Here is a 17,207-nt window from a genome sequence, read left to right as displayed (position 1 = left end):
TGGGGGTTTACTATGGTTAAGCTTAATTTAGATTTTAGGATTAAAGTCACCACTGAATATTTAAGTGGTATTGGCTCAACTTCACTAGCTAAGAAATACCGAATCAGTGAGGAGGGAACCATTCTCCTTTGGGCTAGTCGCTTCCAAAAGTACGGTATGGACGGATTGAAGTTAAAACATCGCAAGAACGTAAGTACAATTCATGCAAAGGAACCGTTGGTGGAATTGCGACTAATCGGTTAAACCGAAGATTCAAAACCGATTGGCCTTACCAAAAGCTCGTTACAGATGTCAGTGAATTTCGATACGGTAGCATGAGCCAAAGCGAACGGGTCTATTTAGAGCCGGTTATTGACCTCTTCTCAGGCGAAGTATTAGCTTTCAACATCAGTAGACAGTGGAGTTCGCTTTAAAACCGCTTAGAGAAGCTTTAGAAGGACTGCCCAGATTAGGGTATCGAACAACCGTCCACACGGATCAAGGGTTCCAATATCAACATAAATTCTGGCGAGAAACACTCAAAGAGCATCGCGTATTTCAAAGCATGTCACGCAAACAACTTGCCTGGATAATGCGGCAGTTGAGTCATTCTTTCACATTATGAAGGTTGAAGTTATGGATGAACACTTTAAGAACAAGGAAGACCTGATTCAAGCCATGACTGAGTGGAATTAACTTTTACAACAAGCGTCGAATCAAAACAAAACTGGATGGCAAGTCCCCGGAAGAATACCGGGAACTCGCCATCCAGCAAGCAGCTTAAATTATGTGTCCAACTTTAAGGTTTCACTTCATTACCATAACTGGCAGTCGTGTTTTTTTGGTGGGCATTTTGGTGGGGAACCATCTAAATACCCACTAAACTTAGTCTTTTTGTACCAACTCAAAAGCTATCAAATCAACATTCCGGTTTCAACTTCACTCACTTCACTATTCCCATTCAATCAACGACGCCCTCTACCATCCTTGCTACATCAACATTTTAACCCACCGAATCTTTGTCTGGTAGGGAACTGGTAGGGAATAGACCTTGCATAGGATTTTTCACCGCTTGGTTACCAGTAAAGCTAAGACTACTTCTCTTAGCTGGTATCACATTAATACTGCCGGTTAGCTGTTCGGCTACCTTCTCGTTACTACCTCGCCAAAGATGTGCATAGTACTTCAACGTAATATCAGGGCTAGAGTGTCCTAATCGTTGCGATATACTCAACACATCAATATTAAACTCATTAATCAAGTAACTAACGTGCGAATGTCTAAGTGCCTTCGCTTGGATACGTGGTACTCCAGCCATGTCAGCATACCTGCGTATGATGTTCTGCACGCTAGATCGGATGGTCGGCGTATCATCATATGAGATGACGAAATGCTTAACGCCACGCTTACGTTGAATCCTCTGCCACTCAGACAGGATGCTACACGTATCCCCATCAATGGAAATAGTCCGCATACCACTCTCAGTCTTTGTGTACGGTTTCAAATCATAGTCCATCTTATTCCTAATGTCCAGGGTTCGATGAATTTTCAATTTCTGTCGCTTCAAATCAACGTCACTCCATTGGAGTGCAAGGCCTTCACCTACGCGGCACCCCGTCATAAAGTAAACCCATAACATCACGAAGCAGAAGTGCTCATAGTAATTGGGGAGATAAATTTTTGAAATTACCTGCTCAAATTCAGACTTTGTCCAAATCGGAACCTGTGACTTTCCTTTGGCAACCGACTTAGTTTTCTTGGATACATTCTCGCTCAAGAAACCCACTTGCACGGCATAATCAAGGCTCTTTCGGAAGCTCCCATATACTAAATGACTGAAACCTTGTGAGTAACCACTATCGCTTAAAAGGTAGCTCCTAAACTGCTCACATTGAAGGACTGTTATATCCCTCAACGTAGTATCCCCAAATCTATCGACCAAGTGTTCAAACACGCTTTTACGAGATGAATACGTGCTCTTCTCCACATCAGCCTTATAGGACGGAATATAGTTGTCATGCATAAATGTGCGATAACTAATCCTATAATTCGCATACCCTCGCTGTTCAAGATACTGATTCTTGACTGCCATCAGCTCTTTGTAAGCCTCATGCGCAGAGCGGAATGGCTGCCCTTGTTTAGAACGCCGCTTGGTCTTTTGGATGCGTTTACCTGTTACCTTGTCTGTCCCTAATTCCACGCGATAAAAAATTCTACCATCGTTACCAGTATAGACTCCTGGATACTTAGTCGTTGCCATTATTATCATCGTCCTCATTAAACTCGAGTTTGACGCCAATAATTTTTTCGACCGGATCCAAGGGTACTACGCCTAGTCGTTTACCATTATACAAGCCAAATCCCTTCTTGACCATAAGTAACTTTGCTTGACGTATAATTGTTTGCGCTTGGTACCTCTTAAATCCTATTGCCTCAAGGTCACTGGCGTTTACCATTGATTTCAATATGCTTCGCCCCTTCCATGCCGGCACGAAAATGCGATACTGTTTATGATAGTTCGAACTATCAGAGGCGTTGCTTGCGGCTATGCAATTAGCAGCGCTTTTTGTATCCACTTTTTCCGTGCTATTGTGCACTACCACTACGGTTAGTCTCGTTGAATCAATTTTTGCACATTAATTAGTTCCTTGAGAACAGCATGCTTTGCTAAGTCTTTACGTGCCTGAGCCAGGTCTTCGTCACCAAAATACATTTTAGTTGTCCCCCAATTCAGTTAATAGTTGATTTAATCCTATTTTGTTCACGGCAACATCGGGTGAGTAATACGGATTGGGTTCAGTGCTAATTACTACGTAACTACCCTTAGTAAACTCGACCTCGTTCAAACCATCGGGTGTCACTTCAATAGTTAACGCAATACGTCGATTTAATTGACCAAAGCCATCAATTGTCGAAACAAATTTTTGACGCTCGAAGAAATCAGCTGGGCTGTATGGTGAGGTAATAATTATTTGTTCAGCCTGAAGTTGTAAATTATGGTAGCGTGATACCGTTCGCATGTCGTAATTGAACGGGTCAAGAATTTTCAACAAGTCAGCATACTGCAATACGTTAGGACGAAGCTCATCCAACACTACATTGTGCTGACCGGAATAGTCTTGGAACAGGTCATTAGAGCCTCCAGTAATAAAGCATGCTCCTGGGGCGTCAAGCTTGCCACCAATAGTTTCAGCGAATCGAGTCTTACCAGTACCAGTGGCTCCATAGAGCCAAATCGTCTTGATACTCTTCCCCTGCTGGCGCATTTCATCTCGCCATCTTTCGGCTTTAATGTCTTGAACGGCGGCATTAACTTCCCTCATTGCTCTAGCCTTGCTTGAGTACACCTTGGGTCCCAGTTCCAACAACTCATTCTTCGCCTCTAAAAGAGTAAGCTCACCATCTTTAAGCTCTTCCAAGATGCGGTCAGATTCGACTGACGGGCTTCTGACTCGCTTTTCCAATTTACGCATAAATTCTAAATAATCAAAATTGGCAATAACTTCCGAAAAGTCGTACTGATACCGATCAGATGCATTATCAGTCCGATGCGTAAGATACGCAAAACCATTATTGGCACCATTCTTTCGATTTTGCTTTGTCATGCTTTCGAAGTTCTGCTCCGAATCGTTAAGCTTATTGGCAAGAGAACTGATACGTTGTGCCGAGTCAAACTGCATCATAACATGTACATGTGGTGCCACTGGCTTGCCATCCTTGTCGACATCTTTATCGTGAACAATAATGCCGTACCGTTTAGCATGAAGAGTCTTCACCCGCGTGTGCAAGGCACCGACATCACTAAAAGGCAACCTAGACAATTGTTGAACATACATTGGCGCACTCGTCTTTAATTCGCTCATTATTTTAATCCCCCTCGAAACACTGATGGTACAGTGTTTAGTCTGAATTTTGTCCGGATAAGGGGTGGGAGGATAACAAGCCCTCTCCCACCCGATATTAGATAAGTTTGAGAACATATTGGATGTTTATATTGATGCTATGCGGCGGCCTTGCTTCTGCCTGACGGCAAGCAAGGCCGCCGCTGATGATAACGACACCTCTGCCTAATGACGTGAACCAACTAAGACTAGTGTCATCCCCTCCTGCTCAAATGATGACATGGCATACTGGGGAAACATTAAGCTTATCCGCTGACGTAGTTCATCAGATTGCATGTCAAACATCTTTTGTGCTCCTACAGTCCTAGGCAGTGGGATTACCAACTCTAGTACGTCATCCCAAATACTCAACGTTGCTCGTTTTACAGCCAAATTAAAATCACGAACAACTCGGTCAGCGTCTAATCTTGATGGTTGACGGAAAAGCGAGTAGCGAACATTGAACGTAGCTCTTAGAGAGTTGAACAGATTGACTAACTCCCAATCAAAGAGATACATTCCTTTTAATAGATAGTACATAAGATAGACAACCAAATACATGAAGACTATCCATAAGATTAAGTATTGCGTTCGTACCGCTTGTGCTCCAATTAAGGTAACCAAAATCCCATTACTTTCGAGTTGCTCTTTCATCATAAAAACAAAGAGTAAGACCAACGGCAATAATCCCAGATTGACAACCGCCAAATATAGTTGACTAAGTAACCTTATTCTTTTTTTTCGTTTCACAACTAGACCTCCCCGTATGTTGGCATCAGCAATGGCATCACATTAGCTGGATGTTTACCGTCAATTATTTGAATCAAGCCTGTTCCTTTACCAGGCGGAATGACTATCCCATCGAGGTTACTAAGGTCCGGAAGCAAAAACTGAGTCGTCTTCCTATTCACATTACCAAGCTGAATCATTACATTAGCCTGCTCTCTTACAACTACCGGAAGTGCATTAGCATCAAAACGCTGTGACAACAAGATTAGCTTAACTCCAGTAGCCCGACCCAAAAGTGCGACTTGGCTTAGCAGTCCAAAAAAGGTATCCTTCATTGATTTTGAGACCGAACTAGTCAACGCTAGCAACTCATCAATCACCAGGATATATGGTGTAAACTGCGACCTAGCATTATCCTTCAACGCCAATTGTCGTGTTCGCACAACTTGCAACGCTTCACTCAACAAATCACACACAAGGTTGACAAAGTCATTCTGTGACCGGTCACCATCCGGTATTAACACGTCAACATCATTTTTCTCGGCCCACCGAGTTGGAGCATCCATTTTTGGATCAACAATCTTTAGAGTTGTTTGTTCCTTCATCATCTCAAGGAGATAAGTTAGAGCATATGATTTCCCTGCTCCGCTGTTCCCTGCAATGACAAGATGCGCTATGTCACCAATGCTGATTGCTAAATTGGCCATGACTGGAAGAACCCCTTCCGCTATTCCACTTTTGAATTTTTCCATGTCAGTAATGTCCAGTCGCGTTGGAATGCCCTCCAGCCACGGGAAGAAAAAAGCCCTGGCGGTATGCACGCTATTCTCAGGAAGTGGAACAAAATAAGCACCATTCTGTTTCAACATTGTGTAGTACGGATAGAGTGCACCACTAGCTATTCCGAATATTCGTTGATATAGAGCATCATCCAGGACATATCCAGCCGGGATACGTGGAACAAACTGGAAACCATCTTCAGAGACTATAACGTCGAAACTATTGGTGAATGTTGTCTCACCCCTGATGTCCAATCCCATATTTAGCGACTGGACCAGTAACGTACGTGTCTCCTCCAATCCAAGATGCTTCATACTACTTCACCTTTTGAACGGACTCGGCCTGAAAACTATATTTGTACGACTTATTCCGATAGCCTAACATTCCACTGAATGTAATCAAGTCGCCGAAACTAAGGTTAACTGGGGCGCCATCTACCCGAACCATCACTGGATTTTGGCGGAACACTTTCGCACCATCACCCTTTGCCTCTTGCACGACGGGGTATCGGTACCCCACAATCGGGTCCACGTACTTGCGACTTGCCTCGTCCCAAGTCTGGATTGGTTCAGGTGCTACGCCCGCATATCTGAACTCTAAGTTTGGATTCATACCCGCCCAAAATACCGTCTCTTCTTTCATGTAGCCTCGATAACCTTCCTGTGTTCCTTGCGATTTTGAGTTGGATTGTAACATTACTTATCCCTCCTTTTAATTAAAGGCGATGAGAATATCACCTTGACATAAGTCTAACACGTCCCGTATCATAAACGATATAGAATCCCTATATATTAATTTAAATTGAGAATATCAAAAATAGGAGGCTACAGATATGCAAGACAGCAAGCGCAAAATTTTCGAATCATTAATAATTGATACAGATGGTAACCGGTATGTAGGTGTCAAAACTCTCATGCAGTATTTTCATGAATCTAGGGCATCGGCCTATCGAAGAATAAATCGTGACTTCAAGAACACAGAAGCTATTTTTCATAACTCATTTAATGAATCCATTAGAGTACCCGGTCAACGAGCTACGACTTCTGGAATTACCTTAAACGGATTTAAAACTTATGTAGGAACGCTTGAACAACTCGAACATGAAGATGAAAAATATGCCGTTGACTTGCAAGAGGCCAAAAACCATTTAAATAAAGAGGCCACCGAAAAAGGTAAATCAGCTTCAGCGGATTTTCTCCTCGGTACTCTTCACTCTTTGGATTTGTCGGCAGGACAACAGATTGCTGACCTGCAAGCAACCGTTGATAGCGCCGCAATAGTAAAGGTAACTAATCCATTTTATGGTACGTACACTTTCATGCCCGGTAATACTTACGACGAGTTCCTTCTATGGCTCAAAGAAAAAAATCAATCAAAAAACTCAAAACCAAAAATAGAGCATAAATAACAACGGTGGCGGTACGTCTGGTTCCAACGGTACGGCTGGCTTAGGCTCAACCGGTGGCACGACCGGTTCAACGGCGACGCCAGCTGCCAAGCACTCAGCTGCCCGGCCAACGTTTGCGACGACTGGTGGGAACAACAAGTGGTTTCATTAAGCGTTAGTTCGTGGCTAAGCGGTTAAGCGAACGGTAAATAAAAGCCCCTCAACAGAAATGTTGAGGGGCTTTTAGGCGTTAGGTCATACCTAGTTAAATTTTGTGTTTACTTGGTGCCAAGGACGGCGGCGTTAGTCGCAACGGTGTTGTCGCTAATCGCGTGGGCACCAATACTGATAATATTGTAAGCTGAGTCAAGCAAGACGTCCCGGTGTCCCCAGTTACTTTCGGCATCATCATAGATGTAAGCTAAGGCCATAGCTTTACCAGCATTGTAAGCGGAGTCAACGACTGTATTAAGTTTAGTGTTGGGGTCAATATCTTCATCGGCGTTAAGTCCATGAGAAATCATGTTAACACTGTTCATGCCAAGAACTTCAGCATGAACATAGTGGATGCCGATTTTTTCGGCTTCGACTTTGGCGGCGAATCGGCCGTCAGCGGTTTCATGGGACCCGTTGATGTTAGATTCGAGATCTCGTTGCATGGCGACTTGGTTTAAGCCCGTGTCTTGTTTTAAGGCAGAAATCCCACGTTTAGCCCGTTCGGCGTTGACGGTGTCTAAGAAGCCTTGGCGGTATTCAGAGATGTTCATCTTGAAACGCTTGCCTTTGGATAAGCGTTCAAAGTCCGATGGTCCAAAGCCGTTAGCCGCTTCAGCAGCGGAACCGGTCAGTGGTTTATTAGAATTGGCGTTAACTGAGACTTTCTTGTTAGAGACCTTCTTTAACCAGCCGTGCCAAACCCAGCCCGTATGGCCCGAAGCGGTCTTAAACTTGTAGTAAACTTTCTTGTGGCCGTTCACAGTGACGTGAGAAGCGTAGTAGCCGGTGACGTACTTGCCGTATTGGCCAAGTTTGGCACCGGTCTTGTGCTTAATTTTGCCGTTGGTGTAGATAACGGCCTTCTTGTTGGCGACTTTGTACGTGTGGTTCTTGATGTTCTTATAGTAGCGGAACTTAGTGGCAGCCGAAGCGTTGATGGGGTTAGTTGTGGTGATGATGCCCCCGGCGACCCCAGCTGATGCGGCCATAATGGCGATTAATTTGGTGAGTTTTGACATGATAATTTCCTCCTATGTATAACATTAATACGAAGATAATTGTACCATTAACCCCATATACAAATAAAGCTAATATTAATTTTATCATAATAGTTCATAAATGTATACGTTCATTTTTAATCATTATTATTTTCTCTCACTTTACGTACACTTTACTTTAAGAGGTGACGCTATGAATAATAAAGGTTTAAATGAACTTGTCGTTAAAAGAATAAAAGATATTCGTCACCAAAGAAAGATGTCTCAAGACCAACTCTCGGGATTAGCTGATTTGCCAATTAAGTATATCAACAGGATAGAAAACTTTAAAACGGGATTCACAATCGCTACTCTGGAGAAAATCATTCATGCGCTGGGCGTTAGTTACCAACAATTTTTTGACTTTGGTTCCGAACCTAAAATTAATAATGATGACACTACTTTTCAGCGAAAAAAACTATTACGTCTAGTTCATGATTTAGAGGGTACCGTTGTTCAACTTGAAGACATACTCGAAAACACTCAAAACAAAAAAGACAGGTACTAGAATAACTCTAGCATCTGTCTTTTTTTAGCACCCGCCATCAAACTTCTGGTAGGGATTTTGGTAGGGAACTACTTGATTTTAAATCAATTTCGACTAGGTATAGCCCCTTAAAACACCGTCTTATCGGCGTTCACAACTCAATTTATTTATGTGAATTATTCCCATTCAATCGTCGAAGGCGGCTTACTCGTCACATCATACAGAATGCGGTTTACGTGATCCACTTCGTTAACGATCCGCACGGAAATCGCCTGTAAGACGTCCCACGGAATGCGGGCGAAGTCGGCGGTCATGCCGTCGATGGAGGTCACGGCGCGGATACCCACGGCGTAGTCGTAGGTCCGGCCATCCCCCATGACGCCGACACTCTTGATGTTTGGCAAGACCGTGAAGTATTGCCAAATATCGCGGTCGAGGCCGGCCTTCTTGATTTCTTCTCGCAGGATGAGGTCACTATCGCGGACGATCTGCAACTTCTCTGGGGTGATTTCACCTAAGACCCGAATCCCTAAACCAGGACCTGGGAACGGCTGACGCCAAACCAATTCGCTCGGCATCCCCAACTTTTCACCCAATTCACGGGCTTCATCCTTGAACAAAGAGCGCAACGGTTCAATCAACTGGAAGTGCATGTCTTCCGGCAACCCGCCCACGTTATGGTGGGACTTGATAGTCTGCGCCGTATCCGTACCACTTTCAATGACATCGGTGTACAGCGTACCTTGTGCCAAAAAGTCGATGCCATCGAGCTTCTGGGCCTCATCGTTAAAGACTTGGATAAACTCGTTACCGATGATCTTCCGTTTCTTTTCGGGCTCGGTCACGCCGGCCAGCTTGCTCAAGAAACGATCTTGGGCATCGACCTTGACGATGTTCAGCCCGAACTTGCCTTCCAGGCTATCCATGACTTGCTTGGCTTCGCCTTTCCGCAACAGACCGTGGTCCACGAAGATACTGGTCAATTGCGTCCCAATGGCCTTGTGCAACAGCACCCCGACCACGGAGGAGTCGACCCCACCGGACAACCCGAGCAAGACGCGCTTATCACCGACCGTCTCACGGGTGTGTTCGATTTGTAAGTCGATGAAGTCATCCATCGACCAGTTGGCTTCCGCGTGGCAGACATCAAAAGCAAAGTGCTTCAAGATCTCGTTGCCGTATTCCGTATTTCGAACTTCCGCGTGCAATTGGATACCGTAGAAGTTCCGGTCAACGTCTTGCATCGCAGAAATCGGGCAGTTTTCGCTCGTCGCCACGCGTTCAAAACCGTCCGGCACTTGGGTGACCAAGTCGCCGTGACTCATCCACACCGTCTGTTTCTTAGGCGTGCCCGCAAAGAGCTTGGCTTCATCACTCAATACGGTGATTTCTGCCCGCCCGTATTCCCGGTTATCGGCGGCTTCGACTTTCCCACCGGCCAGATCGTAGGCCATCAGTTGCATCCCATAACAGATTCCCAAGATAGGAATCCCCAGCTTGTAAATCTCTGGGTCGACGTTAAAGGCACTACTGTCGTACACGCTATTCGGGCCACCAGAGAAGATGATTCCCTTGGCACCCCAAGCTTTAATGTCGGCCGCACTCATCGTGTGGGCCTTCAGTTCGGAGTAAACGCCCATGTCACGAATCCGGCGCGTAATCAATTGATTGTATTGACTTCCGAAGTCCAAGACGATAATCTTATCGAATTTGGACATATCCACGTTTGCCAAGCCATTCACCCTTTCTTCTTTCTCAACATTGTATCTATCATACCGATTTCTGAAACGCGGGTCAATCTAAATCTAACAGAAAAGCGGCAGAATTACTTCACCCGTTAATTGGTTGTGGGACTCCCGCTACCAGCGGTTGCCCTGTAAGTTCAAGCGTAAATGAAAGGTCGTCTGCCGGTCAATTCGCCGCCGTTCGACCGCGACAAAACCGTACTGGGCCGCCAACTTGGCCAGCGCACTGCCCGGGCGCACGTCCATGCCCATCGCCGACGCCCCGCTCAGCCGGGCCCGGTGGATCGCATCGCCCATCAGCCACTCGTCGAACCATTTCTGCTGGTAGGTCTTGCCCCGGTAACGGCCCCGCACCGTCAGCATATCTAAGAACCACTCGTCCGGTCGGGCCCGCGGCGTCACGACCACCTGCTGGGGCGGCGCGACCTGCAGGCGTTCAAACAGCGCCGACCACTGGTTGTCCAGCGTTCGTTCGACCGCCGCCGGGTAGCCATACGCCACGCCCACGGCCACCCCCTGATTCTGGTAAACTCGTGCCTGCGGATAACCGTAACGAAACTGCGGCTGGTGGTAACCGACGAAGAGTAACTGGGAGAGCTGTTCCTTACTCAACCGCCGCAAACGGCGCAACTGACGGCGTTCCAGTTCGTGAAGCACCAGCATCGCCACCGAATCGGCGTCCACGATGGTTGCATCCCGTAGCATTCGACCACCTCCTAATATTTCCGCAACAACAGCCGATCCACTCGATGATGGAACGTCTTGTGAATAATCATATCCGCCCGGTTCCGAGTGGGCAGGATGTACTCTTCCAGGTTTTTCAAATCAATGTCGTGCCACACCTGCTTGGCCTTGGCAATCGCCTGGTCGTGCCCGCCGATCGCATACGGATAATAGTAGTTCGTGGGGTCCTGAAAGGCCGTGTTCAACAACAAGTCGAACCGTTCCAAAAACCAATCCTCGATCAGCCCCGGGTCGGCGTCCACGTACAGTGAAAAGTCGGTAAAGTCGCTCACATAAATCTGCTCATTGGTCGGCAATTGGAGGGTATTAATCCCCTCCACGATCAACACGTCCGGGTGCACAATATAATCAAATTGTTCCGGCACAATATCATAGATTTTATGCGAGTACACCGGCGCCTTAATCAACGGCTTACCGGCCTTCACGTCGTTGAGAAATTGAATCAGTCCGGCCATATCATAACTTTCGGGAAAACCCTTGCGCGCCATGAGATTGCGTTTCTTCAGTTCCTCGTTGCTATACAGGAAGCCGTCGGTCGTGATCAGCTGGATTCGCTGCCCCTGGAAGTAGTGGTTCAATAGGACCTCAAGCAGCCGCGCCGTGGTACTCTTCCCCACCGCCACGCTCCCGGCAATCCCAATGATGAAGGGCACCCGGTGCGGCGGTCGCTGGAGAAACCGCGCCTTATCCTGCTGCAACTGCTGATAGTGGTCGAATTCCAGTCGCAACAGATGGATCAGCGGAATATAAATATCCTGAACGTCTTGCAGGGAAATCCGGTCGTTAAAGGCCTTAATCTGCCGCAGACTTTCCTGGGTTAACGGTAACGTCGCGTCATCGGAAAACGCCCGCCACTGCGCACGGGTAAAGGCATTGTAATTGATGGGATCTGACATGGGGACACCTCAACTTTTTCAGAAATAATTAGCCCCATTATACCGCAGATGAGCCCCATTTTTTTGTCCTTCTGCCAGAAAAATGGCGGAACTTTTCCGCCTAAGAAATACCAAAAGGGGCTACTCCCCATCACTAGAGAGTAGCCCCCGTCGTTGCCCCCGTATCGACGCGACGTCAATGGGGGGATGACTATTCCGATAGGCATTTTTATTTAAATGATCATCAAACCATTGGCGCAAGCACAGAACGCGGCGGCTTTTGTTTTTTCTAGCTCAGCACCTCGTACTCATCGGTTGGCACGTCGCTCAGGAGTGGTGACGGCTCGTCCACCGCCACGAGACTCAAGCGGTGCATCGCCCGCGAGCAGATGGTGTAAAGCAATTGCCGCTCATCATCCGCCCCATAGCGACTGGCCGAAGCATGCCAAACGATGACGGCATCGAATTCCAGTCCCTTGGCCAAGAACGACGGCACCACGATGACCCCGGGCGCCAGGCGTTGATTTTCCGACTGAATCAGCGTCACGGCCACGCCCTGATCACGCAACTGTTCGGTCAGTACCCGGCAATCCGCCAGGTCCTTACCAATGATGGCGGTCGTCTCGTCCTCGGCGTTGTTTTGTTTAACCTGTTGAATGACCCGCTGCAGAGCCGCAGCCTCATCCGGCGCCACCGTCAACGTTGGTAGTTCTCCCTCACGATCGAAGGCCGTGACGGCTTCCCCGTTCTTCAAGATATGCTTGGTGAAGTCGGTCACCTGCTGCGTGGACCGGTACGACTGGGTCAACTGGACCACCTTGGTCTTGTCCGGGTCAAACATCGTACTGAGTTCTTGCAGCAACGTGCGGCTATTTTCCTTGGTAAAGATGGCCTGGTTCAGGTCACCCAGCATGGTGAACCGTGCCCGTGGGAAGCTAAACTTCAGGAAGGCCAGTTGAAAGGCGTTGTAGTCCTGAATTTCATCCAAGAAGACGTAGCGCATGTCCCGCTCGCCTTCCTTACCGGTCATCTTGTCGTAAAGGTAGAGGTACGGTGTGGTATCGACCAGCTGCATGGTGTGGTCCTTGAGCTTCTCGATGGTCTCTTCCACGCTAGCCTGCCAATCGGCAACGCTGATGTGATAGTCCCGCAACGCCACCCGGTTGGGAATATCACGCAGCATGTGGACGTACTGGTTATTGATACTCAGAAAGCGGGCCCGCACAATGGCCTTACGAATCGGGCTAAAGGCCTGCATGACCACCTTTCGTGCTAAGAATTGGAACTCCTTATCGGCAGATTCGAATTCCCGCGGGTCATCCCCGTACAACGCGTTCAGTTGTTCACGGTCGAGGTCCTGAATCTTTTCTTCAACCCACTTGGTCCGCATCTCGCTAGAAATCCGCCGGTTGAGAATTCGAATCAGGGCTTCCTTGGTCGCCTGCAACCGGTTAGCCAAGTGATAGTTGCGGTTGAAGCTGTAGTAAATTTCTTGAATTTTTTCTTTCGGGATAAAGACTTTCCCGTTAAATTTAATATTACGGAAGACCATGTCGCGACTCTCCAGATGATCGGCATAGCCCGTCACGGCATCGAAGAAGTCGAGGCTACCCTTCAATCGGTTGACGCGACGCTGGGCCGGCGTATTCGACTCGCCGAAGCGTTGAGCCAACGTTTCCACATCAATCTTGGGCAAGCGGCGCCCTGCGTACTGGTAGTAGGTCATCTGGACCATATTGTGCTCACCCAATTCGGGCAGCACTTGGTCGATATAGTCGTTAAAGAGTTGGTTCGGCGAGAACAGCATGACCTGTCCGGCCGTCAAATGCCCCCGGTAACGGTATAGCAGGTAGGCCACCCGTTGTAAAATTGCCGCCGTCTTTCCGGAACCCGCGGCCCCCTGCACGAATAGCAGGTCGGACCCGGTATCCCGAATGATGCGGTTCTGTTCCTTTTGAATGGTCGTCACGATGCTCTTCATCTTGGTGTCGGAGTGCTCGCTCAACGCCGACAGCAGCATCTGGTCGGTCACCGTCTGATCAGTGTCGTAGAGGGTCACGATGGTGCCGTCCTCGATTTGAAATTGCCGCTTTAATTGTACGTCGACGGTCTGTTCCCCGTCCGGCGTCTGATAGCTAACGTTTCCCAACTCCCCATCATAGTAGATGCTGGAGATGGGTGCCCGCCAATCATAGATGAGAAAGTGGTCGGGTGAATCGGAGAAGGACCCCAGCCCGATGTAAATGGTTTCGGGTTTGGCCTTCGCGCCCTCTTGAAAATCAATTCGGGCAAAGTAGGCCTTCTTCTCTAGGCGTTTTAGGGTACTCAGCTCCGTGGTGGCGTGTTGCCAGCTATTCTGCCGTTCGGCCAACATCTGTTGTTGCTGGCGAACGGAGAGTGCCGTCTCCAAAATTCCTTCGTAACTGTCTGTCTTGATTCGTAAGTCATTGACAAAGTTCTTGCGAATACCCGCCTCGTCATCCTCGGCAGAATCGATCCGCTTCTTGGACTCGGTTTGCGCGACTTTAATCTTCGCGACCACCGCATCTAAATGTTTTTGCTCATGAGCCTTAATTGAATCTGGCAAGCCAATCCCTCCTCGAATTAATGGGCTAATCAACCATCAAAATCAGCAATTATCAGCACCCACCGCATCCCCGTGCTCCCCCGTGGTGACCCGATAGGTGGTAATAATTCGACTTTCAATTCTACACTTAATCCCCTTATAAATAAAGAAATGTGACCGCCTAAAGATTGAAAACTTGAAAACGCTGACTCACCCTCAGCTAACCCAGTTGGGCACCATTCAGTTAGTCGTCATGGACCACCTGCGACTGCCAGAGATTCCGGCATAATTTAAGCTGTCCGCCCGCGGTCTGAGAAACGGTCCTTCGGCTCGGTTTGAAGCCTGACAAAACCCGTCAGTCTCCAAACACGTCCTGCGCTGTAAGCTGACCCAGAACATCAGCTAACACCGCTATCACGGTTGCCAGCATCTCTGGTCGACTCCGGTGTACGATCGACGGAAGCCAAAAGAATTGCGCTAGCATTGCTGAGATGGTAGCGTTTATCCAGCCTAATTGGTAACACCCCATCTAGCCGTGAGTGAGTCAAATTTGATCTCAGCCGTGGGATTTTACCAAGTGCTCTACTTGGTAAAATGGCGACTTTGAGACGCGGTCTGTCGGCTCAAAGCGAGGGACAAGACCGCTCTTTGGCTTGGCCCGTCCGCCCACCGCGTTCCAGACCAAATTTGGCGAATGGTAAGGCGGTCAGCAACAACTACCGTATGATTATAGCTGAGGACTTACCAGACTAACCGTCAACTTTCGGCTATCGCGACACCTTAATTCCAGTTATCCGCCGACAACTTTGGTATAATTGAGGGGAAATTTTCGGGGGTGACTCTATGGATCAAGTTTCTCTATTAATTATCTTAACCGCCGCATTAGTGACGCCGCTAGTCATGGCGAAATTCAAGCTCACCGTGCTACCGACCGCCGTGGTGGAAATCCTGGTCGGCATCATGTTGGGGCCCAGCCTCTTCAACGTGGTTCACACCAACGATACGCTGACCTTACTCTCCAACACCGGGGTTATCTTTTTGATGTTCCTGAGTGGGATGGAAATCGACTTTAGCCTCTTCAACCGACGCAAGCGTCCGCAGACGCCACTGGCCGCTAAGGTGGCGGGAAATGCGCCCAAGTACTCGCCCGTTTTCATCGCCGTCAGCAGTTACGTGGCCATCGCGATTAGCGCGCTACTACTGGGCTTCATCTGCCAGTGGACCGGGCTCTTCAAGGACCCCTGGTTAGCGGCCATCATCTTCATGACCATTTCTCTAGGGATCTTCATCGCGACCCTTAAGGAAAAGGAACTCCTGAGTAAGCCCTTTGGCCAAACGATCCTGCTGATCGCGGCATTGGGGGAAATCGTGCCCCTATTCGCCCTGACCATCTACGCGTCCATCTTCGGCAAGGGCGGCAAGTCGCTGTGGCTACTCCTGCTGGTCTTCCTGGCGGCCGGGATTCTCTTCCGCCGCTTCAAGCCATTCTTCACCTTCTTCGAACGGATCAACAAATCCACCACGCAACTGGACATTCGCCTCGCCTTCTTCCTAATCTTCAGCATGGTCGTCATCGCTGAATCCGTGGGCGCCGAGGGCATCCTGGGAGCCTTCGTGGCGGGGATTGTGATGAAACTACTGCAACCGCAAGAAGACACCCGGACCCGTTTGGACGGCATCGGCTACGGCTTCTTCATCCCGATGTTCTTCATGATGAGTGGGGTCGAGTTGAACTTACGGACGTTACTGTCCGATTCAGCTACCATCCTCTTGATTCCCGCCTTTCTGGTCGCCTACCTGCTGGCCAAGGCCGCGGTCTACTTCATCCTGCGGCTCCGGTTCAAGCGCGGCAACGCCTTCGCCGGCATGGCCATCACGTCCGCCACGATTACCATGGTGCTGGCCGTCTTGCAGGTCGCGAAGACCATGAAAGTCGTCACCAGTCAACAATCCGGAGCCTTCCTGTTAGCGGCCATCCTGACCTGTGTGCTGGGACCGTTGCTGTTTAACACCGGCTACTCCGCCGAGGCCGAGGACCTGAAGAAATCCACGGTTCACTTCATCGGGACCAACCTCCTGACGGTACCGGTTGCCCAGCAACTGGCCGACAGCTGGTACGACATCAGCATGTACACCGATAAGCCCGCCAATTACAAGACCTACAATTCCGAGGTCAACGTCTCGCTACTGGATTCGCTGGACACCCACTACGTCACCGACCACGACGTCTTCGATGCGGACATCGTGGTCCTTGGGCATTTCAACGCCAACAAGAACTACGAGCTGGCCAAAGCGGCCAAGGCCTACGGGGTCAACCGGGTCATCGTTCGCTTCGAGGACCGCAACGTCTTAGACGAGCGGGAGGACGAGCTGACTAGCCTGGGCATCGAGGTCTACAACACGCCTAACGTCAACATCGCCATGCTCCGGAGCCTGATCGAAGCGCCAACCACGCTCCGGCTGATGACGGCCTCGACCTCCGCGGTGTACGAAGTCGCCCTGCGTAACCGGCGCTACACCGACCAACAGATTCGCAACCTGGACTTTGTGGGGGATGTCACCATCAGTCAGATCTTCCGCAACGGCCACTTTGTTCGGCCAACCGGGAGTACCCTGTTGAAATTTAACGACCGGATCATCTTCACCAGCACGCCGGAAAAGGCTCGTGAAATTCGACGCGAACTAGGCATTCTGAACTAAAACTGTTACAATGAAAACCGCACCGTTGCTATTGGTCTGGACCTCATGATTTTCTCCGGAACCTAGCACGTTGCTTAACAC

General features: G+C 48.6%; 16 protein-coding genes. 5 read left to right on the top strand and 11 right to left on the bottom strand.

What is annotated here, in order from left to right:
* The first annotated feature begins 12 nt into the window (after window positions 1–12).
* Window positions 13–243 (top strand): helix-turn-helix domain-containing protein, encoded by a 231-nt coding sequence (locus tag V8I28_RS04935; RefSeq protein ID WP_341778995.1) that lies wholly within the window; start codon window positions 13–15, stop codon window positions 241–243.
* A gap of 418 nt (window positions 244–661) precedes the next feature.
* Complete coding sequence (locus tag V8I28_RS13105; RefSeq protein ID WP_445928183.1) at window positions 662–763, top strand: IS3 family transposase; 102 nt, start codon at window positions 662–664, stop codon at window positions 761–763.
* 219 nt (window positions 764–982) lie between these two features.
* On the opposite strand, the gene V8I28_RS04930 is transcribed toward V8I28_RS13105, so the two are convergent.
* The 6 genes from V8I28_RS04930 to V8I28_RS04905 form a co-directional block, all read right to left on the bottom strand.
* On the bottom strand, window positions 983–2,239 hold the full coding sequence (locus V8I28_RS04930; protein WP_318531298.1) for a tyrosine-type recombinase/integrase: 1,257 nt from the start codon (window positions 2,237–2,239) through the stop codon (window positions 983–985).
* Entirely contained in the window at window positions 2,226–2,435 is a 210-nt protein-coding gene (locus V8I28_RS04925; RefSeq protein ID WP_404819915.1) for a DUF3173 family protein, read from the bottom strand. Before V8I28_RS04925 ends, V8I28_RS04930 begins: the two co-directional genes overlap by 14 nt.
* A 258-nt stretch (window positions 2,436–2,693) precedes the next feature.
* Window positions 2,694–3,842: a Rep family protein gene (locus tag V8I28_RS04920; protein ID WP_341778994.1), complete on the bottom strand. Its 1,149-nt coding sequence runs from the start codon at window positions 3,840–3,842 to the stop codon at window positions 2,694–2,696.
* Window positions 3,843–4,046: 204 nt separating this feature from the next.
* Window positions 4,047–4,610, bottom strand: coding sequence for a hypothetical protein (locus V8I28_RS04915; protein ID WP_135367606.1), 564 nt, complete (start codon window positions 4,608–4,610; stop codon window positions 4,047–4,049).
* Between the two features lie 2 nt (window positions 4,611–4,612).
* Window positions 4,613–5,683 (bottom strand): cell division protein FtsK, encoded by a 1,071-nt coding sequence (locus V8I28_RS04910; protein WP_135367607.1) that lies wholly within the window; start codon window positions 5,681–5,683, stop codon window positions 4,613–4,615.
* Between the two features lies 1 nt (window position 5,684).
* Window positions 5,685–6,065, bottom strand: a complete 381-nt coding sequence (locus V8I28_RS04905; RefSeq protein ID WP_135367608.1) for a hypothetical protein — start codon at window positions 6,063–6,065, stop codon at window positions 5,685–5,687.
* Window positions 6,066–6,201: 136 nt separating this feature from the next.
* Between V8I28_RS04905 and V8I28_RS04900 the strand changes: the two genes are divergently transcribed.
* Window positions 6,202–6,777 carry a hypothetical protein gene (locus V8I28_RS04900; protein ID WP_135367609.1) on the top strand — a complete coding sequence of 192 codons (576 nt, stop codon included), beginning with the start codon at window positions 6,202–6,204 and terminating at the stop codon, window positions 6,775–6,777.
* A gap of 257 nt (window positions 6,778–7,034) precedes the next feature.
* On the opposite strand, the gene V8I28_RS04895 is transcribed toward V8I28_RS04900, so the two are convergent.
* Window positions 7,035–7,991 (bottom strand): CAP domain-containing protein, encoded by a 957-nt coding sequence (locus tag V8I28_RS04895; RefSeq protein WP_341778993.1) that lies wholly within the window; start codon window positions 7,989–7,991, stop codon window positions 7,035–7,037.
* A 172-nt stretch (window positions 7,992–8,163) separates the two neighbouring features.
* Here V8I28_RS04895 and V8I28_RS04890 point away from each other — a divergent pair, with 172 nt between their 5' ends.
* Window positions 8,164–8,517 (top strand): helix-turn-helix domain-containing protein, encoded by a 354-nt coding sequence (locus V8I28_RS04890; RefSeq protein WP_167850142.1) that lies wholly within the window; start codon window positions 8,164–8,166, stop codon window positions 8,515–8,517.
* Between the two features lie 155 nt (window positions 8,518–8,672).
* On the opposite strand, the gene guaA is transcribed toward V8I28_RS04890, so the two are convergent.
* From guaA to helD, 4 genes are all read right to left on the bottom strand, one after another.
* Window positions 8,673–10,214, bottom strand: a complete 1,542-nt coding sequence (gene guaA, locus V8I28_RS04885; RefSeq protein ID WP_445928182.1) for a glutamine-hydrolyzing GMP synthase — start codon at window positions 10,212–10,214, stop codon at window positions 8,673–8,675.
* 141 nt (window positions 10,215–10,355) lie between these two features.
* A complete protein-coding gene (locus V8I28_RS04880; protein WP_341778991.1) occupies window positions 10,356–10,946 on the bottom strand; it encodes a hypothetical protein in 591 nt (196 codons plus the stop codon).
* An 11-nt stretch (window positions 10,947–10,957) separates the two neighbouring features.
* Window positions 10,958–11,881 carry a type I pantothenate kinase gene (gene coaA / locus V8I28_RS04875; RefSeq protein ID WP_341778990.1) on the bottom strand — a complete coding sequence of 308 codons (924 nt, stop codon included), beginning with the start codon at window positions 11,879–11,881 and terminating at the stop codon, window positions 10,958–10,960.
* 268 nt (window positions 11,882–12,149) lie between these two features.
* A complete protein-coding gene (helD, locus tag V8I28_RS04870; RefSeq protein ID WP_341778989.1) occupies window positions 12,150–14,447 on the bottom strand; it encodes an RNA polymerase recycling motor HelD in 2,298 nt (765 codons plus the stop codon).
* 822 nt (window positions 14,448–15,269) lie between these two features.
* Between helD and V8I28_RS04865 the strand changes: the two genes are divergently transcribed.
* On the top strand, window positions 15,270–17,126 hold the full coding sequence (locus V8I28_RS04865; protein WP_341778988.1) for a cation:proton antiporter domain-containing protein: 1,857 nt from the start codon (window positions 15,270–15,272) through the stop codon (window positions 17,124–17,126).
* The last annotated feature ends 81 nt before the right edge of the window (window positions 17,127–17,207 follow it).

The sequence above is a fragment of the Levilactobacillus sp. HBUAS70063 genome (assembly GCF_038374745.1).
Lineage (GTDB): Bacteria > Bacillota > Bacilli > Lactobacillales > Lactobacillaceae > Levilactobacillus.
The sequence above is the reverse complement of the archived record's forward strand: the minus strand, read 5'-3'. Positions and strand labels throughout refer to the sequence as shown.